This window comes from Streptomyces sp. SID14436 (genome assembly GCF_010548465.1).
Classification (GTDB): Bacteria; Actinomycetota; Actinomycetes; order Streptomycetales; family Streptomycetaceae; genus Streptomyces.
This window is the reverse complement of record NZ_JAAGMD010000388.1, coordinates 1-21,821: the sequence shown is the minus strand read 5'-3', so window position 1 is coordinate 21,821 and position 21,821 is coordinate 1. Positions and strand designations below refer to the sequence as shown.

Below are 21,821 nucleotides of genomic sequence, written 5' to 3'. Positions count from 1 at the left end.
GCCCCCTCCGCGGCCGGCGCGGAGGGCGCCGTGCCGTCGTGCCCGGACTCGCCTCCCGCCATGTCCTCGTCGGCGTCCGCCCCGCTGCGCACGCTCCTGCCGAGCCAGCCGCGTTCCATCGCCAGCGCCCCCGCCTGGTAGCGGCTGCGGGCGCCCAGACGGGCCATCAGGTCGGCCGTGATGCGGCGGCCGGTGCGCACGGACACGCCGAGTTTCCGGGCCACGACCTCGTCCGTGTGGCCCTCGAAGAGCAGGTCGAGAACGGCTTGTTCCTGGCGGGTCAGTCCGTCCGGATCGACCGTGGTCGACCGGCTCCCGCACAGCGGCTGCGCCCGCGCCCACGTCTCCCGGAAGAGCGACACCAGCGCGGTGACGACGCCGGCACCGCGCAGGATCAGCACGCCACGGGCGGCGGCCTCCGGGTCGATGGGCACGATGGCCGCCCGGCGATCGAAGATGATCATGCGGGGCGGCAGCTGGGGCAGCACCCGCACCTCGCCGCCGATCTCGTCCAGCCAGCGCGCGTAGTTCAGCGTCGCCGGGTCGTTGCGCACCGAGTCCAGGTAGATGTAGCGGACGTCGACACCCCGCTCGACGGCGGCCTGGTCCAGCGGCCGGGCGGCCTCCAGGGCCGCCTCCGTCTGGGCGCCGCCGGGCGCGAACACCTCGACGCTGGACTCGGCGCCCTGCGCCAGCCGCTCGATCTGGGAGTTGATGGCGTCGAGGCCGGTGTAGCGGCGGACCTCGTCGGTCTGCGCGCCGCCGTCGTCGCCGTACTCGGTGAGCATCTGTGTGATGGCCAGGCGGGTGGCGGCGACGGCCTGCTGATGCTGGGCCAGCTCCCGTTCCCGGCGCTGCAGGAGTCCGGCGAGCCCGAACTCCGGATTGACCAGACGGACCTTGCCCAGCTCTTCGGAGGACTTCCGTACCAGGGTGAGTTCGGCCAGTCTGTCCAAGGTGTGTCTGGCGCGCTCCACGGGCCAGTCGAGCCCTTCGGCTATCTCCGCCACACCTGCCCTGGGCCGCTTGAGAAGGATCCGGTACACCGCCTCGGCGTCCGCATCAAGACCCAGTTGTCCCATCGTCCGACTCCCCCCGAAGTTCCCCCGTCGACAGCGCGAATTACACCGCAGTCACCTCAATTATCCCAGCCGGTTTCGAGCCAGGGCACCTTACTCAGAGGTATACGAGCTGGTTCACCGGATGTTCGCGGAGGCGCAACTGATGTATCTGGTGTCGACGACCGTGCCCGCCGGAGCGCTGCCCCGCGAGCCCCCGCTCATCGACCGGCTCCACCGCCTGGCGCGGCCCGAGGACCGGCTGGAGCACGTCCATGTGCTCCGCGCGGCCGACGGCCGAACCCATCTGACGCTCTTTCTCGGCCACCCCGGGAGCCGGGAGACCGAGCGGGCGGCGGCCCGTCTGGTGGCCCGCGCGCTGCCCCCGGCGGTCCGTGCGTGCCTCGACTGGGCGCCGGCCCTGCCGCTCGTCAGCGCCCTGGAGGAGCTCGGCGCCGGCGACGGCCTCGGTACCGGCTCCGGTGGCAGCTCCGGTGGCCAAATCGGCTCGGGTGACAAGGAGTTGCCATCACAGGACCCTGACATTGCGTAGTGCTGACGGGCCTTGAGGTGAGTGTGAGGATCGAATCACACCGAACACGACCACTTCACCGACGTGAAGGTTCCGAGGAGAAGACATTCATGCGCACCCTTGCCCACACCACCGTCAGGCCGACCACCCGCCGGGTCGCCACCGTCGCGTTAGTCGCTCTCGCCGCCGTCGCGACGGCTCCCTCGGCCATGGCCGCGGAGACCACCACCGGCGGCACCGTCCCGGCCGCGGCGCAGACGGTCGTGGACCTCGAGCAGGAGGCCCGTCAGCTGGTCGAGGACCTGATCGGCACGCTCGGCCACACCTGGGGCAACTGACCATGCAGCAGACCGAGTCGACCGCGCCGGCGGACGTGTCCGCCCTCCGCGCCGACCTCGACGTCGTGGACGCGGAGATCCGAGCCCTGGTGGAACGCCGCCGCGAGCTCTCCCGCGAGATCCAGCGCATCCGCCAGAGTGCCGGGGGCACCCGCACCGACCTCGCCCGCGAGATGAGCGTCATCTCCCCCTACGCCGAGGTCTACGGACGGCAGGGCACGGCCATCGCGATGGCGCTGCTGGAGATCTGCCGCGGCACCGGCGCCGCCGCCCGGTAGCCGGCCTCCCCCCACATACTCCGCACCACCCAGCGGGAGGGCCGGGGCGTCCGGCCCTCCTCCCACGAGAGGGCTCCGACGTGCCAGGTTCCTCCGCCGGCCTCCCGTCCCGGCTTCCGCTCACCCAGGGCCAGGCCGGGATCTGGTACGGCCTGCGGCTGGACCCCTCCGGGCTCGCGTACGCCTACGCCGAGTACCTGGACATCACCGGACCGCTCCGGCCCGGGCTCCTCCGGGAGGCCGTCCGCACGACCTTCGCCGAGGCGGAGGCGCTGTCCACCGTCTTCGGCGAGGACGCGGACGGCCCCTGGCAGCGGATCCGGGCCGGACGGGAGCACGCCGTGCCGCTCGTCGACCTCACCGGCGAGGCGGACCCGTGGCGGGCGGCGCAGGAGTGGATGCGGGCACGCGTCCACTCCCCCCTCGACCCGTCCGCGGGCGAGGTCGCCCGCACGGCGGTGCTGCGCCTCTCCCCGGAACGGCACCTCTGGTTCTGGCAGCTGCACCACATCGTCTCCGACGGTGCGGGGTCGCTGCTCCTGGTCCGGCGCGCCGCGGAGGTCCACGACGCGCTGGCCGCCGGCCGGGCACCTGCCGCCACCCCCTTCGGTCCCCTCGCCGCACTCGTCGAGGAGGACGGGCGGTACCGTGCCTCGGCCGGCTTCCAGAAGGACCGCGCGTACTGGCTCGGCGTGTACGACGGCCTCGACCGGGTGCCCGGCTTCCGCGACACGTCCCTGCCGCCGACGGGCGTCGCCCTCCGGCAGACCTGGTACGCGGACCCCGCGCTCCGCGACCGGCTCACGGCGTTCGCCGGCGCCCACGGCGTCACGTGGCCGCACACGGTGATCGCCGCGTGCGCCGCGTACACCGGCCTGATGACGGGCGCGCCCGACGTCGTGCTGGGGCTCCCGGTGGCCAACCGGCGGTCGGAGGCGGCCGCGACGACCCCCGGCATGGTCTCCAACATCCTTCCCCTGCGGGTCTCCTGCCCGCCCGGGGACGGCTTCCTCACCCTGCTCGGCCGCGTCCGCGCGACGATCGACGGGACGCGCCCCCACCGCCGCTACCGGTTCGAGGACATCCGGCGCGACCTGCGCACCCGGCGGGGCACCGCCCGCGTCTTCGGCCCCACCGCCAACGTCATGTCCCTCGGCGGGGCCGTGTCGTTCGGCGGGTGTCCCGCCCGGCTCGGCAACCTCGCGCCCGGCCCGATCGAGGACCTCATGCTGGGCGCGTACGCCACCCCCGAGGACCTGACCTTCACCCTCGACGCCCACCCCGGCCTCTACGACGACGCCGAACTCACCGGCCACCGCGAGCGGTTCGACGCGTTCCTCCGGCAGGTCTTCGCCCGGCCCGACCGCCCCCTCGGCCGGATCGGCGTCCTCGGCGACGCGGAGCGCCGCGACCCGACCCGGGTGCGCCCCCGCCGGGCCGGCACGGACGGCGGACCCGCCACCCTGGTCGCCGCCTTCGAGGAACGCGCCGGCCGCGACCCGGCCGCCACCGCCGTGAGCTGCGGCGCCGAGTCCCTCTCCTACGGGGAGCTGAACACCCGGGCCAACCGGCTGGCCCGCCTGCTCCTGCGGCACGGCTGCGGCCCCGGCCGCCTGGCCGCCGTCCGCCTGCCGCCCTCCCCCGGCCTCGTGGTGGCCCTCCTCGCCGTCCTCAAGGCGGGCGCCGCGTATCTCCCCGTCGACCCGGAGCACCCGCCGGAGCGTGCCGCGTCCCTGCTCGCCGACGCGGAGCCGTCCCTGCTGCTGGACACCGCCGACGGCCTGCCGCTCCCCGGCCCGGCGGTCCTCACGCCCGACGCCCCGGACACCCTCACCGCCCTGGCCGCCCTCCCCGGCCATGACCCGGCCCCCGCGGAGACCGGCCGGGCCCTCACCCGGGACGACGCCGCCTACGTCATCCACACCTCGGGCTCCACCGGCCGCCCCAAGGGCGTGGTCGTCCCGCACGGCAACGTGCTCGACCTGTTCGCCGCGAGCCGGGATCTGTTCGACCTGCGCCCGGACGACGTGTGGTCGATGGCCCACTCCTTCGCCTTCGACTTCTCCGTCTGGGAGCTGTGGGGGCCCCTGCTGCACGGCGGCCGGCTCGTCCTGGTGCCCCCGGCCACCCGCCGCGCGCCGGAGCGCCTGCTGCGGCTCCTGGCGGACGAGTCCGTCACCGTGCTGAGCCAGACCCCCTCCGCCTTCCAGCAGCTCCTCCAGGCCTACGAGGACGCACCACGGCCCGGCCGGCGGCCGCCGCTGCGCTACGTCGTCCTCGGCGGCGAAGCACTTGACGTCCGGTCGGCCGAGCGGTGGTGGGCCCTGCATCCCGGCGACGGGCCGGCGCTCGTCAACATGTACGGGATCACCGAGACCACGGTCCACGCGAGCCACCTCGCCCTCGACCCGTCCCACCTGACCCGGCACGCCGGAAGCCCGATCGGACGGAGCCTGCCGGGCCTCGCGCTCCACGTCCTCGACGAGCGGCTGCGCCCCGTACCCCCCGGTGTCACGGGCGAGATCTACGTCGCCGGCGCCCAGCTCGCCCACGGCTACCTGAACCAGCCGGGGCTCACCGCCACGCGTTTCGTCGCCGACCCGTCCGGCCCGCCCGGCGCCCGCATGTACCGGTCCGGGGACCTCGCCCGCCGCACCCCCGACGGGCTCCTGCACTACCGGGGGCGCGCCGACGACCAGGTGCAGCTCCACGGCTTCCGCATCGAACCCGGCGAGATCGAGGCCGCGTTGGCCTCCTCCCCGGCGGTCGCGGCCTGCCGTGTCGTCGTCCGTGAGGACGCCGCCGGCGACCGCGTGCTCGCCGCGTACGTCGTCCCGGCCGGCCCGGCGGGCGCCGACACCGCCGCCCTGCGCCGCCGCCTCGCCCGGCGGCTCCCCTCCCACCTGGTCCCGGCCACCGTGACGGCGCTCGACCGGATCCCCCTCACGGCCAACGGCAAGCTGGACCGGCGTGCCCTGCCCGACCCGGTGGTCACCGGCGGCCGCGACGACACGGCGGCCACCCCCGCCGAGCGGATCGTCCTCGACGCCTTCCGGACCGCCCTCGCCGTCACACAACTCTCCGTCCACGACGACTTCTTCGCCCTCGGCGGCGACTCCGTCAAGGCCGTCCGTCTCGCCCGGGCCGTCGGCCGGGGCGTCGAGGTCCTCGACGTCTTCCAGCACCCCACACCCCAGCGGCTGGCCCGGCGCATGCGGCAGCTCGACGACACCGGAGGGCGACCGATCCTGCGACCCCTCACCCCGGCCACGGACGACACCGCCCTGACCCTGGTCTGCGTGCCGTACGGCGGCGGCACCGCCGCCGCCTACCACCACCTCGCCGCCGAACTGGCCCCCGCCGTCACGACCTGGAGCGCCGCACTGCCCGGCCACGACCCGGCCCACCCCGGCGGCGAACCCCTCCTCGGCCTGGACGAGACGGCCGACCTGATCACCGCCGAGATCCTCGACCGCGTCGACGGCCCCTTCGCCGTGTACGGCCACTGCGCCGGCTCGGCCCTCGCCGTCGCCGTCGCGCAGCGCACGGAACGGCAGGGCAGGCGGCCCGCCGCCGTGTACGTCGGCGGTGCGCTGCCCTCCACCGCGCCGGCCGAGGAACTTCAACGCGCCCGGCACTGGCCGGCGGACGCCCTCCACGCCCACATGAAGGCGCTCGGCGGCTTCGACGGCGCCCTCGACGCGACGGACCTGCACACGGTCCTGGAGGTGCTCCGGCACGACATGATCCAGGGCCTGCGCTTCCAGACCGACTCCGGCCGGCGGCAGCACCCGCCGCTCGACGCGCCGCTCGTCGTCGTCATCGGCGACGAGGACGCCGCCACCCGGGGCTACGCCCACGCCCACCGGGACTGGAAGCGGTACGCCGCCCACGTCGAGCTGGCCGAGATCCCCGGCGGCGGGCACTACTTCGTCACCCACCAGCCGCGCGCACTCGCCGCCGTCATCGCGGCGCGGACCGCCGCACCCCGCCCGCCCGGCGGCCCGCACGAGGAGCACCAGCACTGATGCCACCCACCACGTCAGCACTGGTCACCGGCGGCACCTCCGGCCTCGGACTCGCCGTCGCCGAGCGGCTGATGGCCTCCGGCGTCGTCCCGGTCCTCCTCGGCCGGAGCGCGGAGCGCGGCGAGGTCGCCCTCAAGTCGCTCGGCGGCACCGCCGTGTTCGCCCGCGGCGACGTCACGAGCGAGGCGGAGGTGACCGCGGCACTCGACACCGCGCAGCGGCACGGCACCCTCCGCGCCGTCGTGAACTGCGCCGGAGAACCCCACGCGGCGCGGGTGCTCGGCCGGTCCGGCCCGCACTCCCTGGAGGACTTCGCGCAGGTCGTCACGAACAACCTGATCGGCACCTTCAACGTCGTCCGGCTGGCCGCCGCCCGCATGGCGGGCAACGAACCGGCCCGCGGCGAACGCGGGGTGCTGGTCAACACCGCGTCCCTCGCGGCCTACGAGGGGCAGGCCGGGCAGGCGGCCTACGCCGCGTCCAAGGGCGGCATCGTCTCCATGACGCTGCCGCTCGCCCGCGAACTGGCCGGCTCCCTCATCCGGGTCGTCACCGTCGCACCGGGCTTCTTCACCACACCGGCGGCCGCCACGCTGCCCGCCCCCGCCCGCACGGAACTGGACCGCGACCTGGTGCATCCGCGCCGCTGGGGCGATCCGGCCGAGTTCGCCGCGCTCGTCGCCCACGTCCTCGACAACCCGATGATCAACGGCGGGACGCTCCGCGTCGACGGCGCGGTACGGATGTCGTCCGGCCTGCGGCACCGCAGCACATGACCCGGCAACGCCCGAGACAGGGGAAGGGGACCACCATGACGGGGACCACCATGACGGGGTCCGTCGACAGCACGCGGGTGCCCACCGGCGTCGGCATCCGCTCCATAGGCGTCTGCCTCCCGCGGCACGAGGTCACCAACGCACAGCTCGTCGAACGCTTCGACACCAGCGACGCCTGGATGCGCGAACGGCTCGGCATCACCGGCCGCCGGATCGCCGGGCCCGACGAGTTCACCTCGGACCTGGCCCTCGGCGCTCTGGAGGACGCGTGCAAGCGGGCCGGCGTGGACCCGGCGGACATCGACCTGCTGATCTGCTGCACCTCCACGCCCGACCACATGATCCCGGCGGTCGCCGCCCTGGTCCTGCGCAAGGCCCACGTGCACGGCGTGCCCGGCTTCGACGTGAACGCGGGCGGCTGCGCCGGCGGCCTGTTCGCCCTCGACGTCGGCCACAAGTACATGGAGTCGGGCCAGTACCGGCGCGTGGCCGTCGTCGTCGCCGACACGGTGGCCCAGCTCAACGACCCGGACGACCGCACCCAGCACGCCATCTTCGGCGACGGCGCCGCCTGCTACCTTCTGGAGCACTGCACGGGGAGCCCCGGCATCGGCCGGACCGTCCTCGGCACCGACCCCGGGCGCTACTACACCGCGTACATCGAACGCGTCGCCGAGGACGGCCGGCTGAACCGCTTCAGCGGGCCCAACGTGACCCGCATGGACGGCAAGGGCGTCAAGGACTTCGCCCTGCACGTGGTCCCCGGCTTCGTGGACGAGGTGACCGCGAAGGCGGGCGTCGCCCTCGACGAGCTGGAACTGATCGTGACCCACCAGGCCAACCCCACCCTCGTGCGGGAGCTGATCCGCCGCCTCGGCCAGCCGGCCGGCAAGGCGGTCGTCGTCGCCGACCGGTTCGGCAACACCAGCGGCTCCAGCGTCGTCATCGCCCTCGCCGAGGCCGAGCGCACCGGCCGCCTCGCCCCCGGCGACAAGGTCCTCCTGCTCGGCTTCGGCGCCGGCATGAGCTACGGCGGCACGGTCGTGCACTGGTGCGGCCGGGACGACTTCCCGCAGCTGGAGTGGTGACCACCCCCTCATGCTCGCCGCCTACGCCGCCGAGACCGGCCTCCCCGACCCCCTCCAGGGTCTTCGCGTCGGGGACCTCCCGGCCCCCCGCCCCCGCCCCGGCTGGACCCGCGTCACCGTCCGGGCCGCCTCCCTGAACCACCACGACCTGTGGTCGCTGCGCGGGGTCGGCCTGCCCGCCGACCGGCTGCCCATGACCCTCGGCACCGACGCCGCCGGCGTCGACGAGGACGGCAACGAGGTCGTCGTCCACCCCGTGGTCGGCCTCACCGGCCACGGTCTCGCCCCCGGGGAGGCCCGCTCCATCCTCACCGAGAAGTACCAGGGCACCTTCGCGGAGCAGGTCACCGTCCCCACCGCGAACCTCGTCCCCAAGCCCCCGGAACTCTCCTTCGCCGAGGCCGCCTGCCTGCCCACCGCCTGGCTCACCGCCTACCGCATGCTCTTCACCCAGGCCCGCGCCCGCCCCGGCGACACCGTCCTCGTCCAGGGCGCCGGCGGCGGCGTCGCCACCGCCGCGATCACCCTCGCCCGGGCCGCCGGCCTCCGCGTCTACGCCACCAGCCGCGACCCCCGCAAACGCGCCCGCGCCCGCACCCTGGGCGCCACCGACGCCCTCCCGCCCGGCGCCCGCCTCCCCCACCCGGCCGACGCCGTCCTCGAAACCGTCGGCGCCGCCACCTGGTCCCACTCGGTCCGCTCCCTCCGCCCCGGCGGCACCCTGGTCCTCTCCGGCGCCACCACCGGCGACCGCCCCCCGCACACGGAACTGACCCGCATCGTCGACCACGAACTCACCGTCATCGGCTCCACGATCGCCACCCGCGAGGAACTCACCGCCCTCCTCACCTTCTGCACCACCACCGGCACCCGCCCCGTCATCGACCACACCTTCCCCCTCCCCCGAGCCGCAGAGGGCTTCGCCCGCCTGGCCGCGGGCCACCACTTCGGCAAGATCGTCTTCACGGTGTGAGCGGGCGGTCCGGGGCCTCTTGGGGCGGGCAACCCAGGCGGCGGTGCCGGCCACGTCGTCCACCGCTCACAGCGGCCAGGCGGCGAGCAAGTCGCGGGGGCCGTAGGCGGCATCCAGCCCCGGACAGTCGACACCGCTGCGCGAGACCGCCACGACGGGAACTGCGTCGTCGGTGAGGGCGGCACGGTGGCGGTGGAGCGCTGCCAGGTCGTGCCGGTCGAAAGGCGAGTGCTCCAACCACTTGATCGAGCCGGCGAAAAGCAGCTTCTTGGCAATGGGCGCACGATCCGCTCCCACGATGTCGATCTCGACGTCGTTGGTGCGGGTCCAGTAGCCGCCCACTGCGGGGGCCGCGGGCAGCCGGTCGTCGGGCAGTATCCGTGCCAGAGCCTCACGGACCATGGGCTCGACCGCCCGGCCACGCCAGCTCGTCCAGTTCTCCCGAATGCGGGCCAACGTCAGATCGCCCCGTCCCCGCTCGATCTCCTCCATCGACGGACCGAGCAGGTGCAGCCAGAACCGCAGGTAGGGATCCGTCACCCGGTAGCGGCGATCCTTCGACGGACGCAGCGACACGGGCAGCTCCGCCGCAACGATCCGCTTGTCCGTGAGCAGTTCCAGCGCCCGCCGCAGCGGTGTGGCCCCGATTCCGCCGGCGGCGCGGGCGATTCCGGTGAAGGTCCGCTCGCCGCTGCCGATCGCCGACAGCACCGTACGCGCCTGTGCCTGGGGGGGAAACTCGGCGGCCAGCGAGCGTTCGGCAGACACGAGCAGGGCCGAGACCGGGTCGGCCAGCGCCTCACCCAGGAAGTCCCACAGCCCCGCACCCCGCGGCCATTCCGCACAGATCAGTGGCAGCCCACCGGTGACCAGAGCGGCGTCGAAGGCTTCCGCCGGATCCAGCCCGAGCATGCACCCCACCTCGGCCGGGTTCAGCGGTCCCAGCACCATCTCCCGGCCGCGCTGGTGGAAAGGGCGGCCATAGCTGTTCAGGGCCTCCATCATCGACAGATCGGAACCAATGAGGACGAGCAGCACCGGCTTGGTCTCCAGAACCCGGTCCCAGGCCCGTTGCAGCATCCCCTCGAAGGCGCCCTCCGCGTCCATCAGGTAAGGCACCTCGTCGATGACCAGCACGCTCGCCCGGTCGGTGGGCAGGGCGGCGGCCAGCACGTCGAACGCGGCGTCCCAGCTCTCCGGCCGGGCGGCGGCCACCAGGTGTGCCAGCGGCAGCGTCGAAGCCTGGGCATCCCGGGCCAGTCGTGCCAGATCGTCACCGGGTGACGCACCTGTCGCCGCGTAGAAGAGGAACGGGGCTCCGGAGCGTTCCGCGAACCGCTCGACCAGTCGCGACTTTCCCACCCGGCGCCGCCCACGCAGCATGACGCATCGGCCGGGCCGCTCGCCGCCGACCCCCTTCGCCACCTTCCGCAGCTCGCGCTCCAACGTCGCCAGCTCCTGCCGACGTCCGACGAAGTCCACCATGCCTACCGACCACCAATCATGTTACTAACATCGAGGTTAGTAACATCTATGTTAGTGACCGCCTGTGCCACTGTCACTCAGGGAAACCAACTACGCACCCGATGCCATTCAGCTCAGTCAAGGGCCCCTCTGGTGTCCCCCGACCGGCGGCGGTCCAGTTACCCGAGCGTCGCGGCAGCAGCCTTGTAGTCGGCGGCCTGGGTCGGGGTGAGGTAGCGGCTTACGCGGATCAGTACGGTTCCGCTGACGAAGTCGTACTCCGCGAGCGCCGGGAGGCCCTTGGTGACGCTCTGGATGTAGTCGGCGCGAGCCCGGGAATCGGCTGCGGTCGCGAAGACCCCGATCACGCCGCCGAGGCCGACGCTGCCGGCTTCCGCGTCGACGACGTCGTCGACGTCGATGCGGGAGTCCGTGAAGGTCACCTTGCTGGTGTACTGATGGGGGCGCCCGAGCAGATGGTTCGGGTCGTTGTCCTCGGTGACCACACCCGAGAGTTCGGCCGACGCGACCTGTCCAGAGAGGGCCTGGAACGCCTCGTCGGCGGTGAGCTGCCGGCTTGCCGACCTCGTCGGGGCGGCAGCGGTCGGACCGGTTGTGCTCTCGGCCTGACTGCTCGTCCTGGCGTCCCCCGACCCGCACGCCGTCACGGCCGAGAGGACGACGACGAGGGCGGCAGCGGACAGGGCGGGCTTGCGCATGACGACTCCGGAGTGCGGCGGGTCCGATCGTTTTGATCGGGTCGCAGAACTATTGCACCGGGTTGGCATAGTGCGTGCGGATACTGGAGAACCGGCCAGGACGTCGCACCGACACAGGGGCAGCGAGATCATCGCGCTCGCCCACGGCACGACTGACATTGCTGCCCTGCTGCAGCAGCTGCCCGCCAACCTGGACGACTGGCTCAGTTGCGACATTGAGAATTCAGTAGTGATAGCGGGCCGCGAGGATCACGATCTCCTTGCCCGTGACCAGGTAGACCAGGCGGTGCTCGTCATCGATCCGCCGCGACCAAGCACCTGGCAAGTGGTACTTGAGCGGCTCGGGCTTACCGATGCCAGTGAAGGGGTCGCGCTTAACGTCCCCGATGAGCTTGTTGATCCGGGCGAGCATCTTGCGGTCGTTCTTGAGCCAGGACGTGTAGTCCTCCCAGCCCTGATCTTCGAAGACCAGCCTCACTCAGCACCCTCACTGGCCGCATCCGGCGACTCGGGGTCGATCAGCTCTCGCTCTGCCACATTGATGTTGGCCAGGGCGTTCTCGTACGCCTTGAGCAACCGGCGAGCGTTCGCCGGGGAACGCAGCAGGTACGAGCCCTCACGCAATGCCGCGTAGTCCTCGGCCGAGACGAGGACGGCATTGCCGTGCTTGGAAACGATCTCGATGGCCTCGTGGTTCTCGTTGACCTTCTTGATCAGCGGAAAGAGAGCCTTCCGGGCTTCGCTCGCAGTTATCGACATGACCTCACCCTTCCGGCAGTGGTACCGAATAACGTACCACTGCCACTGCTCATGGCCAGAGCAGAAGCCCGGCAGAGGAGCAGAGGCCTCAGCACCACCCCGGCACGGGCAACAAAAAGGGGCCGGCCCCGGAGAGATCGACCCCTTGCCGCCTGCGGGCTTGACGAAGCCCTTGACTCACAGTGACGAACCACTCACACGTTGAAGCGGAATGTCTGAGGGCTGATCCTGACCTGCGGCGGAGCCCCATCCAGGGCTCTGACCTGGGGCTTCCCGGTTGGCACGCGTTGGCTCCCGACGGTCGTGCAGGGGTGTCCTGCGGACTGGCTGCGGACTTGTGTCGGGGGCCTGAGGCAGAGAAATCCATGGCACACCGGGGGACCTGCAACGAGACTGCGCAGGTGAGCGACTCCTACCCCTGCCCGTGCTGCGGGCATCGCGTACTGGGCGCGATGCCCGGCTCGTACGAGATCTGCCCCGTCTGCTTCTGGGAGGACGACGGGGTCCAGTTCCGCTGGCCCACCATGGCAGGCGGGGCAAACAAGGTCTCCCTGGTCGAGGCCCAACGGAACTACCAAAACTTCGGCGCCTGCGATGAGCACGGCCGCCGGTTCGTCCGCCCGCCAGCCGAGGACGAGCCGCTTGCCCCTGCCTGGCGCCCCATCGATCTGACACGGGACTCCTTCGAGGACTGGGCGGCCGAGGACCGCGCCCCGTGGTCCAACGACCACTTGGTGCTCTGCTGGTGGCTGCCCACCTTCTGGCGCCGGAACCACTCCGCGTCATGACCTCCCACATCGAGACACTCGTCCAGCAGCTCGACGGCAAGGCCGAGCAGTCCTACGACGCCCGTGCGGAGCTGATCTGGATCGGCGCCGACGCCATACCCGCCGTCATCGACGGCCTGCCTTCCCTCGGCGGCTTCGGTCAGCTCACCGCCATCGAAGTCTTCGAGGAGGTGGGCGATCCCCGTTGCGGCCCCGCTCTGATCGGCCTGCTGGACAGCGACAACCCGACCGTCCGCGAATGGGCGGCGATAGCCCTGGCGAGCCTGAAGATCGACGGCGCGGTCGAGCCCGTGCGCCGCGCCTATCGCGCCTGCCTGGAACGGGCGACGCCACCCGACTGGAGCGAGCCGGAAGGCATCCGCTGGGCCCTGACCGAACTCGGCGCCCGCGCCCCTGTCGTCCCACCGCTCACCACGCGCCTACGAGCCTCCAGTGCGGACGACGCCCCTGGCTGGCCCTCAACCCACTTCACCGAGATCATCAACGACCTGGCCGACCACGCCCAGGTGATCCTCTACTCCCAGTTCTGGGAGGTTAACGCCGGCCGCACGTACGGCGTCTCCGGCCCCGACCTGGGCTGGGAACTCGACTGGACCGCGCCCTGGGAGCACCTGGTCGAAGAGTCCCGCACCTGGTCCCTGCTGGAAGCCTCCGAAGCCCCCGCCGGCAGCAACATCTTCGTCGCCCCCACCTGGATCGACCGTACCGACATGTACCCGGAGAGGTGACCGATGCCATCCCAGCACCCCGCCGAAATTGGCTACGGCCATGTGGTCGAGAGCTACGAGACGAGGACGTACGGGGGCCGATCCTCCGGCAGCCGGACGCGCGTGATCGACCTTTCAAACATTGAGGCCCGCGATCAATTTGAGATCATCAAGCACGAAAAAACGAGGCGGCATTTTTCGCTAACTCCGTCTTGCTCGTCGAGGGGCCGAGCGACCACATCCTGATCCCGCACATCGCTCGGACCCTCAATCCGGAATGGGACTTCGAGAAACGCGCGACAGCAATTGCGAAAGTCGAAGGAAAGGGAAGTATCGCCCGCTACAGAAGTTTCTTCACTCAGTTCGAAATGAAGATTGCGGCACTCGCCGACCTTGACGTCCTGACGGAAGGGTTTGACAAACTGGGAGCCAGCCAAGCTTGTCATCAATTGCGGGATCGACTCATCACCAAGGCAAACGAAATTGCAGCTGCTTCAGGAGCCGACCCCTCCGGAAAGACGCTCAAGAGCATGCGCGCCAACGGTGCTGTGCAGGATCTCTGGAAGCAGGCCAGGGTGGCACGAGAGCAATACGCTCAAGGGCTTTGCGAATGGGAGGATCTCGACGCCGCTGTCAGCGCGTTTTTTGCGCGATCCGCCTTGGGCGCCGTGCGGAAACTTCTCGAAGAGGCTGCCGATCCTGATCTTAGGCGTATGAAGATCGAGCTGCTTGAGGAACTACGGAAAGATGACATTTACGTATGGGAGCGCGGCGCAATTGAGGACTACTACCCGCCACTGGAGAACAACGAGTCCTCGAACAAGAACGATCGCGCTCGATCTTTCTGCGAACGCCACGTGACCGCCGAGGACATCAAGGGGCTGGCCGTGTTCAAGGATTCAGATGAATTCGAATTCGAGGCGATCTTCGAATCCCTCTTTAGATCCACCCCATCGGGCGGCCGCACTCAGCCGCATATCCGCAAGCAGGCAGAATTGGATGGGCTCACCCAAGCCGCTCGATAGGCTGAAAAACTCTCCCTTCCTTCACTCAGCGCCAGCCATCGAGCGAGACCTGGGACCTGGCAGAGAGATACCCGTGGAGGGCCCTCGCTGTGGTATCGACGAATTCCTCCGGAATGTCATTGGCGTCGACCCAGCGGACCTGGGAGTGCTTGCGGGGTTCGCGGTTTTCGGGTTCGCCGGTCCATTCGTGGGCGGCGAACACGACCGTAAGGAAGCCGTTGGGGGCCTCGACGCCCCAGGCACCGTGGATGATGTGGGCGACCTTGAGGGACTCGGGCTTCACCGTGAGGCCCGTCTCCTCGTAGAGCTCGCGGACCGCCGTCTCCGTGATGGGTTCGCCCGACTCGCTCTTGCCGACGGGCAGGTCCCACATGCCCTGGGCGAACTTGGCGTTCTCGCTGCGCTGGAGGAGGACGACGCGGTTGGCGGCCTTGTCGTGGACGATGACCGCAGCGACCAGCAGGGTCATCGATTCGAGCGCCGGCTTGAGGGCCTTCGGCTGGTCGTCAGTCTGCTGGGCCACGGTGTTCCCTTCGTCGGGCGGGTTGTTGGGCATGTCAGGCGAGGGCCTCGCGGGCGCGGCGGGCGAGATCGGCGGCACCGGGAACACGGCGGCGCTGATAGATCGCGAGCGTGGAGCGGATTGAGGTGATCGCCTTGCGAGTGCGGTGGGAGGTCATGCCTTCCATGAAGACCAGGGCTTGGGTCCAGGCTGCGACCGCTTCGTCGGCGCGGGCCTGGGCGGCAAGGCTGTCGCCGAGGTCGGCGTGAGTGAGGGCGTGGACGCGCTTGTACTTCTCGGGGTCCCAGCGAGTGAGGGCGTCTCGGTGCTGCTGTTCGGTGCCGCTGTGGTCCGCGAGGTCGGTCAGGGTGCGGGCGGTGTGGCTGGCCACGGTGCCGGCAGCGGGGCCGCTGACGCGGGAGTAGCTGGGCTGTGGGCCGTCGTCGCGGAGGAGGGCGTCTTCGGCAGCGAGTAGGGCGCGCGCGGCCAGGGAGTTCTCGTTGGTGGCGGCGTAGGCGCGGGCGTGGGTGATGTGGAGGAGGGCCTCGGTCTGGCCGTCGACGTGGCCGAGACCCGTGCGTAGGGCACCTTCGACGAGGTCGACGCAGTGGTGAGGCTGCTTGAGACTCAGGGCCTGGTGGGCGAGGGCGCGCATCATCCAGGCTGCGTGGCCGTGGGGGTCGGCTTCGCAGGCGAGCTTGTAGCCGACCTGATAGTAGCGCTGGGCGGCGCCTTCCTGGCCGAGGTCGTGGTGTTTCCATCCGGCGAGGTAGGCGAGTTCGGCGACGGCGCCGAAGGCAGCCCTGCGTAAGGCTTCGCTGGGGAAGCGTCCGCGCAGCATGGGTGCGGCAGTGTCGGCGAGGTACGCGGTGACGGTGGTCAGGCCGTGCCCGCCGCCGAGGCGCTCGTCGGCCGCACTGAAGGCCGCGGTGATCTGGCCTACGACGTCCACGTCCTCCGCCCCGACCAGGGACGTGCCGGTGCGGGCGCGGAGCATGCGGGCAGTGGCTTCGTGGTCGTAGCCGAGCGGCATGGCAACGCCGGCGGTGGTGAAGGCCGCGATGGCGAGGAAGCGGCGGCGCTCGACGTCGGCGCGGCCCAGGTCGGTGGCGGCGAGGACAGGGTCGGATTCCGCCGGCGCATCGTCATCGCTGGCCTGGAGGCCGATCTCGGCCTGGGTGACCGTGCGCCCCGCTCGACGGGACAGTGCTTCGGCGAGGTACTGGCCTACTCGGCCCGACGGGGCACGGGTGCCGTTCACCCAGTGCGAGATGGCCGACTTGTTGGTCTGGAGGATCTCGCCGCTCTCGGCGGCGATGCGCCGCACGTCTCGGGCGAGGGCCTCGTAGGTGCAGCCGGCCGCGTCGATGGCATCGCGCAGACGGGAGTTGGGTTCTCGCTGCGCCGCCACGATCGCCTCCGCCCTGGAGCTGTAAACCGCGTATACCGCTTCAACTGCCTTCCACCGTACCCACTGAGCGTGACCACGGGTTCACTTATCAGCAGCCGCCCGGAACGGTGCGACCGTGATCCAGGCTCCTCCTTGGTCCGGGCGGCACCCCGAAATTCCGTACGCCCACACCAGGCTCGGGCATTCCTGTGCCCGCGTCCGGACGAACAGAGACGGAGACACGGTGACCACCATCGACACCACGGCCATCACGGTCGAGCTGCCCGAGGCGTTCGACCCGCGCTGGAGCCGCCTGCCCGGCATCCAGGTCGACGGCCGGCGCATCACGATCGACCCGGCCGAGCACTTCTTCCGCTTCGAGTCGAACACCTGGCTCGTCGCCGACTGGGAGCTGGTCAAGTCCCAGCTCCTGGAGGTGGACGAGACGACCGAGAGCGCGGTCGAGCAGCTCGCGCTCGACTTCATCAAGCAGCACAGCGAGTCCACGTCCGACGCGGCCCGCGTCCTGGCCACCGCGTACGAGGTGTACGCCTACCTCTTCCGCGAGGAGCACCTGGCCGGCCTCGGCCTGCCGCAGATCACCGCCGACCACCTGCGGATGCTCCGCGACGCCGCCACGCTCATGGCGCTCAACAAGGTCGAGCTGGACGGGCACATCTCCAACGTCGGCCCGTGCTGGTTCTTCCCCGCCGCCACCTCCGTCGTCTTCGACCTGGACGACGAGACGGGCGGGATGCTCGACGAGGTCTACCACGGCGGCTGGTTCAACGAGCACCGCCGGGTCGAGTCCATCAAGGCCCACGCGGCGCTCGGCGGCCGGCTCGTGCACGGCTGCCAGTCCGTGCCGGACCAGTCCGGCGGCGTGGTCGCGCCCTACGGTGCCTCGATGGCGAACTTCCGCGACGACCTCGCGGCCTTCAAGGCGGGCTGGATCGAGCAGGTCTACGCCCACCGCGTGAACCCCGCCGCGTAACCCACCCGATCAGGCTCCGGGGCGGGCCGGTATCTCTCGCCCGCCCCGGACGCCACCATCTCCCCGGAGCCCTCCTGTGACCACGAACCCCAGCGCCGAACTCCTCGACAGCCTGCTCACCGCGACCGGCCAGACCTCCGTTGTACGGGAGGAGGTGCGAGTGTGGTCCATGTCCGGAGTCGAGCGCGTGGCCTTCCCTGACGGCTCCACTGCCGTCTTCAAGTACGCCAAGAGGCCGTTCGACTGCGAGGACCAGGCCCTCCGCCTGGCCCACACCCTTGGCGTTCCCGTCCCCCAGGTCCACGCCTCCGCCGTCCTGGACGGCTGGCTCGGCATGCTCCTGGAGGACCTCGGGCCGTCCGTCCGCGAGGCCGACGACCTCGACGGCGTCGCCGCGGCCGTGGTCCTGCACGGCACCCGTACGGCTCCGCCCTTGCCCGTACTCGACCAGAATCGGCTGCGGACGCTCCCGGCCATGGCGCTGGAGCACCTCGAACGGCTGCGCAAGGCCGACCGGTGGCAGGACGCCGACGACGTCGAGGACGCGCTCGACCGGATCGCCCAAGCCGCCGAGGCTCGCTCGGCCGGAGCGACGCTGGAGCCGTTCGGCTGGGTGCACTCCGAGTTCCATCCCACCAGCCTCCACATCGGCGAGCGCGGCTGGCGGCTGCTCGACTTCGCCCGCGCCTTCACCGGCCCCGGTCTGCTCGACCTCGCCAGCTGGCACGGCACCATCGAGCCCCCGCACCCCGTGCGCCTGCGCATCTTCCTGGAGCAGTTCGTCACCGCCGGCGGCACCCCCGACGCCCTCGCCCCGCGCGGCGGGCTCACCGCGGAGAACTGGGCACTGGGCTGGCACCGCATGTGGGCCGTCGAGTGGTTCATGGAGCAGGCCATCCGCTGGATCAACGACCCGGCCACCGACCCCGCCTACATCAAGGCGGTCCGCCGCCACCTCACCGACGTCCTCCACCTCCTGGAGATCTGACGTGCTCGCCCAGGCATCCCCCTGGCACGCCCACTCCGCCCAGCGCACCGCGGCCGGCCTCGCCGAACCTCTCTCCGTACCCGCCCGGATGGAGTGGACGACGAGACCCGGCCAAGGGCCCGGAGCCGACGCCCTCGGCCCCGACCTTCGCGGCAAGCGACTCCTGGAACTCGGCTGCGGCCCCGGCCACAACGCCGCCCACCTCGCCACCCGCCACGGCGCCCACGTCACCGGCGTCGACCTGGTCGGCCTCCAGGTCCGCCGCGCCCGCTCCCACTACGGACGGCTGAACAACCTCACCTTCGTCGCCGGTCACGCCCTGCACTACCTGCACGCCTCCGACGAGCAGTTCGACGCGATCTACTCCGTCTTCGGCGCCGTCGGCCTCGTCGCCCCCGAGCTCCTGCTCCCGGCCATCGCCCAGCGCCTCACGCCCGGCCGAGTGCTCGCCTTCTCCGTCCCCCACCCGCAGCGTGGCGGCCGAAGCCCCTCGGGCGACGACCGGCCTCGTCGCGACCACGTCACTCTTCCCGATCGCACCCGCCTACCCATCGCCCGCTGGGAGTTCTCCACGGACCGGTGGGAGAAGCACCTCAGCCAGGCGGGCTTCTGGCTCACCTCAGCCCAGGAGTTCCACGACCCCCGCATGGGTCACTGGCCCCCCACCCTGCTGATCCGCGCCCGCAAGCTCTGACCAGCCATTCGCCCCGGCTTCCCGGAGGAACCGATGTGCCCGCCCTACCTGCTCCTCGACATCGATGGCGTCCTCATACCCTTCCCCAACGCGGACGGCTCGACCCCGGCCACCCACGCCCGCCACGACGTCGTCCCCACCGGCCGGAGCGCCGACAACCCGGTCACCGTCTGGCTCGACCCTGCCCACGGCCCCATGCTCATGGATGTGATCCGTGCTGGCCTGGTCACCCCCGTCTGGTGCACCAGCTGGCGGCAGGACGCCGCCACCCTCATCGGGCCCCTCCTGGGCCTCCCGACGCTGCCGTACGTCGATCTCCCGCGTCCGCAGATCACCACCAGCCACCCCAACGGCTACCTCTGGAAGCGCGAACACGTCGACGACTGGCTCGGCGACGCCCCCACCGTCTGGATCGACGACGACTTCACCGGCCTCGACCATGAATGGGCGGCGGAGCGCACTGCGAAGGGAACGTCGACCCTCCTCATTCAGCCCGAACCACACCACGGGCTGCAGCCCGAGCACCTGACCAGGCTCACGAAGTGGGTCTTGCAGTTACCCACAGCCCGCGCCGCCTGACGCCCTGATGCCCTCGCTGCCACGAGCAGCGAGGGCAAAAGCGGTAACTCGGCGCCATCAAGCCCGGCGATGTGCAGAGCTGGGTCACCGGCCTGACCACCACGCACCGGCTGGCCGCCAGCACCTCACGGACGGTCTTCAACACGGTCAACGCCGTCTTCCGGGCGGCCGTTCGTGACCGGATGGTCCCTCATAACCCCTGCGCCGAGGCGAAACTGCCCTCGGTACCACGGAAGAAGATCGTGCCCTTGGCCGTCGAACAGGTACGGACGCTGTCCGAGGAGATACCTGCCCGCTACAAGGGTCTCGTGCTGCTCGGCGCTGCCACCGGGCTCCGCCCCGGCGAGCTGTTCGGTCTCCAGCTCCGGCACGTAGACCTGCTGCACGCGACCGTCTCGGTCGAGCAGCAGATCCAGCAGACCGCCAAGCACGGCGTGTACGTCTGCCCGCCCAAGACCGCTCGCTCGCACCGCACGGTCCCGCTCCCCCGCATGGCGGTGGACGCGATGAAGGCCCCGAGGAACGGACCCGGGCAGCCGTCGACAAGGCGTACGCGGACCAGTCCGCCGATGCCCAGCCACAGGGCGACGAAGCGGCGTAGCCGCTCCCCCCGCGCCCTGACCGAAGTCAGCACGCTGCGGACTCTGTGCGGACCGCAAAGGCCGCCCAACCCGCTCCGCCGCAGGTCAGACGGCCTTTCGTCGGACGTATTAGACGTTGAAGCGGAACTCCACCACGTCCCCGTCCTGCATGACGTAGTCCTTGCCCTCCATGCGGGCCTTGCCCTTCGCGCGGGCCTCGGCGACCGAGCCGGCCTCGACGAGGTCGGCGAAGGAGATGACCTCGGCCTTGATGAAGCCCTTCTGGAAGTCGGTGTGGATGACGCCGGCGGCCTCGGGGGCGGTGGCGCCGCGCTTGATGGTCCAGGCGCGGGACTCCTTGGGCCCGGCGGTGAGGTAGGTCTGCAGGCCGAGGGTGTTGAAGCCGACGCGGGCGAGGGTGGCGAGGCCGGGCTCGTGGGCGCCGACGGACTCGAGGAGTTCCATGGCGTCCTCCTCGTCCAGCTCGGCGAGGTCGGCCTCCAGCTTGGCGTTGAGGAAGATCGCCTCGGCGGGGGCGACCAGGGCGCGCTGCTCGTTCTTGAAGTCCTCGTCGGTCAGCTCGTCCTCGTCGACGTTGAAGACGTAGAGGAAGGGCTTGGTGGTGAGCAGGTGCAGGTCGTGGAGGAGCTCGGCGCGCTCGCTGCCCTGGACGATGCCGTGGGCAAAGAGGGTGTCGCCCTTCTCCAGGATCTCCTTGGCCTCCTCGACGGCCTTGACCTTGGGCGCGATGTCCTTCTTGATCCGCGACTCCTTCTGGAGGCGGGGCAGGACCTTCTCGATGGTCTGGAGGTCGGCGAGGATCAGCTCGGTGTTGATCGTCTCGATGTCGTCCTTGGGCGAGACCTTGCCGTCGACGTGGACGACGTTCTCGTCCTTGAAGGCGCGGATGACCTGGCAGATCGCGTCGGACTCGCGGATGTTCGCGAGGAACTTGTTGCCCAGGCCCTCACCCTCGGAGGCGCCGCGCACGATGCCGGCGATGTCGACGAAGTCGACGGTGGCGGGGAGGATCTTCTGGGAGCCGAAGATCTCCGCCAGCTCGGCCAGGCGCGGGTCGGGGACGCCCACGACTCCGACGTTGGGCTCGATCGTGGCGAACGGGTAGTTGGCCGCCAGCACGTCGTTCTTGGTCAGGGCGTTGAACAGGGTCGACTTGCCGACATTCGGCAGACCGACGATTCCGATCGTGAGCGACACGTTGCGACTTCCCGTTACGTGAGGATGAGGGTGGCGAGGACCCGGCGGCGGCTGGGCTGCGTGGGCCGATCCACCAGTCTACGGCGTGCCCGCCGACCGCCCGGCGGTACGTCGAACGCTTGGACAGTGACGGCCTCCGGCGTGTCTGACGGGCTATTCGGCACATAAACCGACCAAAGTTGGTCCGGTGGAGCAACACAGGACGCGATCCCCGCAGCCCGCACCGCGACGCGACAAGCCGCCCCGGCCACCGGTCCCCACGCAGGCGGGGCGGGCGGCGGCGGGCGGCGTGGTGCGGTCTGCGAGACCCGAGCGCGTCCCGCAGCGCCGGAACGGGCCGCA

The 21,821-nt window shown here is 71.0% G+C and carries 22 protein-coding genes and 1 pseudogene; 14 read left to right on the top strand and 9 right to left on the bottom strand.

What is annotated here, in order from left to right:
* The coding region (locus G3I53_RS13435; protein WP_164339248.1) for a LuxR C-terminal-related transcriptional regulator at positions 1-1,082 on the bottom strand (1,082 nt) is incomplete at its 3' end.
* Between the two features lie 121 nt (positions 1,083-1,203).
* Here G3I53_RS13435 and G3I53_RS13430 point away from each other — a divergent pair.
* From G3I53_RS13430 to G3I53_RS13400, 7 genes are all read left to right on the top strand, one after another.
* The gene (locus G3I53_RS13430) at positions 1,204-1,611 is read left to right on the top strand and encodes a hypothetical protein (RefSeq protein ID WP_164339246.1); all 408 of its coding nucleotides are present in this window, start codon (positions 1,204-1,206) and stop codon (positions 1,609-1,611) included.
* 89 nt (positions 1,612-1,700) lie between these two features.
* Positions 1,701-1,928 carry a hypothetical protein gene (locus tag G3I53_RS13425; RefSeq protein WP_164339244.1) on the top strand — a complete coding sequence of 76 codons (228 nt, stop codon included), beginning with the start codon at positions 1,701-1,703 and terminating at the stop codon, positions 1,926-1,928.
* Between the two features lie 2 nt (positions 1,929-1,930).
* Entirely contained in the window at positions 1,931-2,206 is a 276-nt protein-coding gene (locus tag G3I53_RS13420) for a chorismate mutase (protein ID WP_164339242.1), read from the top strand.
* 80 nt (positions 2,207-2,286) lie between these two features.
* Positions 2,287-6,234, top strand: a complete 3,948-nt coding sequence (locus tag G3I53_RS13415) for a non-ribosomal peptide synthetase (RefSeq protein WP_164438376.1) — start codon at positions 2,287-2,289, stop codon at positions 6,232-6,234.
* A complete protein-coding gene (locus tag G3I53_RS13410; protein ID WP_203591987.1) occupies positions 6,234-7,010 on the top strand; it encodes an SDR family NAD(P)-dependent oxidoreductase in 777 nt (258 codons plus the stop codon). The genes G3I53_RS13415 and G3I53_RS13410 overlap by 1 nt, the downstream gene beginning before the upstream one ends.
* Positions 7,011-7,045: 35 nt before the next feature.
* Positions 7,046-8,098 (top strand): ketoacyl-ACP synthase III, encoded by a 1,053-nt coding sequence (locus tag G3I53_RS13405; protein WP_203591986.1) that lies wholly within the window; start codon positions 7,046-7,048, stop codon positions 8,096-8,098.
* A gap of 10 nt (positions 8,099-8,108) precedes the next feature.
* Positions 8,109-9,071, top strand: coding sequence for a zinc-binding dehydrogenase (locus G3I53_RS13400; protein ID WP_164334828.1), 963 nt, complete (start codon positions 8,109-8,111; stop codon positions 9,069-9,071).
* Between the two features lie 66 nt (positions 9,072-9,137).
* On the opposite strand, the gene G3I53_RS13395 is transcribed toward G3I53_RS13400, so the two are convergent.
* The 4 genes from G3I53_RS13395 to G3I53_RS13380 form a co-directional block, all read right to left on the bottom strand.
* Positions 9,138-10,556 (bottom strand): DUF234 domain-containing protein, encoded by a 1,419-nt coding sequence (locus G3I53_RS13395; protein WP_164334827.1) that lies wholly within the window; start codon positions 10,554-10,556, stop codon positions 9,138-9,140.
* Between the two features lie 158 nt (positions 10,557-10,714).
* A complete protein-coding gene (locus G3I53_RS13390; RefSeq protein WP_164334825.1) occupies positions 10,715-11,254 on the bottom strand; it encodes a hypothetical protein in 540 nt (179 codons plus the stop codon).
* A gap of 223 nt (positions 11,255-11,477) precedes the next feature.
* On the bottom strand, positions 11,478-11,732 hold the full coding sequence (locus tag G3I53_RS13385; RefSeq protein ID WP_164334823.1) for a Txe/YoeB family addiction module toxin: 255 nt from the start codon (positions 11,730-11,732) through the stop codon (positions 11,478-11,480).
* A complete protein-coding gene (locus tag G3I53_RS13380; RefSeq protein ID WP_164334821.1) occupies positions 11,729-12,013 on the bottom strand; it encodes a type II toxin-antitoxin system prevent-host-death family antitoxin in 285 nt (94 codons plus the stop codon). The genes G3I53_RS13385 and G3I53_RS13380 overlap by 4 nt, the downstream gene beginning before the upstream one ends.
* A gap of 401 nt (positions 12,014-12,414) precedes the next feature.
* On the opposite strand from G3I53_RS13380, the gene G3I53_RS13375 reads away from it, so the two are divergent.
* The 3 genes and pseudogenes from G3I53_RS13375 to G3I53_RS13365 form a co-directional block, all read left to right on the top strand.
* Positions 12,415-12,801 (top strand): CPCC family cysteine-rich protein, encoded by a 387-nt coding sequence (locus G3I53_RS13375; RefSeq protein ID WP_164334818.1) that lies wholly within the window; start codon positions 12,415-12,417, stop codon positions 12,799-12,801.
* Positions 12,798-13,529: a HEAT repeat domain-containing protein gene (locus G3I53_RS13370; RefSeq protein WP_164334816.1), complete on the top strand. Its 732-nt coding sequence runs from the start codon at positions 12,798-12,800 to the stop codon at positions 13,527-13,529. The genes G3I53_RS13375 and G3I53_RS13370 overlap by 4 nt, the downstream gene beginning before the upstream one ends.
* A gap of 185 nt (positions 13,530-13,714) precedes the next feature.
* A pseudogene (locus G3I53_RS13365) lies at positions 13,715-14,533 on the top strand (ATP-dependent endonuclease); the annotation flags it as partial.
* Between the two features lie 25 nt (positions 14,534-14,558).
* Here the strand turns inward: G3I53_RS13365 and G3I53_RS13360 are convergent.
* Positions 14,559-15,089, bottom strand: a complete 531-nt coding sequence (locus tag G3I53_RS13360) for an NUDIX domain-containing protein (protein WP_164334812.1) — start codon at positions 15,087-15,089, stop codon at positions 14,559-14,561.
* A 1-nt stretch (position 15,090) separates the two neighbouring features.
* Positions 15,091-16,446 carry a tetratricopeptide repeat protein gene (locus G3I53_RS13355; protein ID WP_164334809.1) on the bottom strand — a complete coding sequence of 452 codons (1,356 nt, stop codon included), beginning with the start codon at positions 16,444-16,446 and terminating at the stop codon, positions 15,091-15,093.
* A gap of 223 nt (positions 16,447-16,669) precedes the next feature.
* On the opposite strand from G3I53_RS13355, the gene G3I53_RS13350 reads away from it, so the two are divergent.
* The 4 genes from G3I53_RS13350 to G3I53_RS13335 all read left to right on the top strand — a co-directional run bounded on the left by G3I53_RS13350 (position 16,670) and on the right by G3I53_RS13335 (position 19,680).
* On the top strand, positions 16,670-17,419 hold the full coding sequence (locus tag G3I53_RS13350; protein ID WP_164334808.1) for a hypothetical protein: 750 nt from the start codon (positions 16,670-16,672) through the stop codon (positions 17,417-17,419).
* Positions 17,420-17,495: 76 nt separating this feature from the next.
* The gene (locus G3I53_RS13345; protein WP_164334806.1) at positions 17,496-18,407 is read left to right on the top strand and encodes a phosphotransferase; all 912 of its coding nucleotides are present in this window, start codon (positions 17,496-17,498) and stop codon (positions 18,405-18,407) included.
* A gap of 1 nt (position 18,408) precedes the next feature.
* The gene (locus tag G3I53_RS13340) at positions 18,409-19,101 is read left to right on the top strand and encodes a class I SAM-dependent methyltransferase (RefSeq protein ID WP_164334804.1); all 693 of its coding nucleotides are present in this window, start codon (positions 18,409-18,411) and stop codon (positions 19,099-19,101) included.
* Positions 19,102-19,134: 33 nt separating this feature from the next.
* Positions 19,135-19,680, top strand: a complete 546-nt coding sequence (locus G3I53_RS13335; RefSeq protein WP_164334802.1) for an HAD domain-containing protein — start codon at positions 19,135-19,137, stop codon at positions 19,678-19,680.
* 125 nt (positions 19,681-19,805) lie between these two features.
* On the opposite strand, the gene G3I53_RS33285 is transcribed toward G3I53_RS13335, so the two are convergent.
* Both G3I53_RS33285 and ychF read right to left on the bottom strand, forming a co-directional pair.
* Positions 19,806-20,111: a hypothetical protein gene (locus G3I53_RS33285; protein WP_203591984.1), complete on the bottom strand. Its 306-nt coding sequence runs from the start codon at positions 20,109-20,111 to the stop codon at positions 19,806-19,808.
* Between the two features lie 279 nt (positions 20,112-20,390).
* On the bottom strand, positions 20,391-21,479 hold the full coding sequence (gene ychF / locus G3I53_RS13325) for a redox-regulated ATPase YchF (protein ID WP_164334800.1): 1,089 nt from the start codon (positions 21,477-21,479) through the stop codon (positions 20,391-20,393).
* Positions 21,480-21,821: the final 342 nt, after the last annotated feature.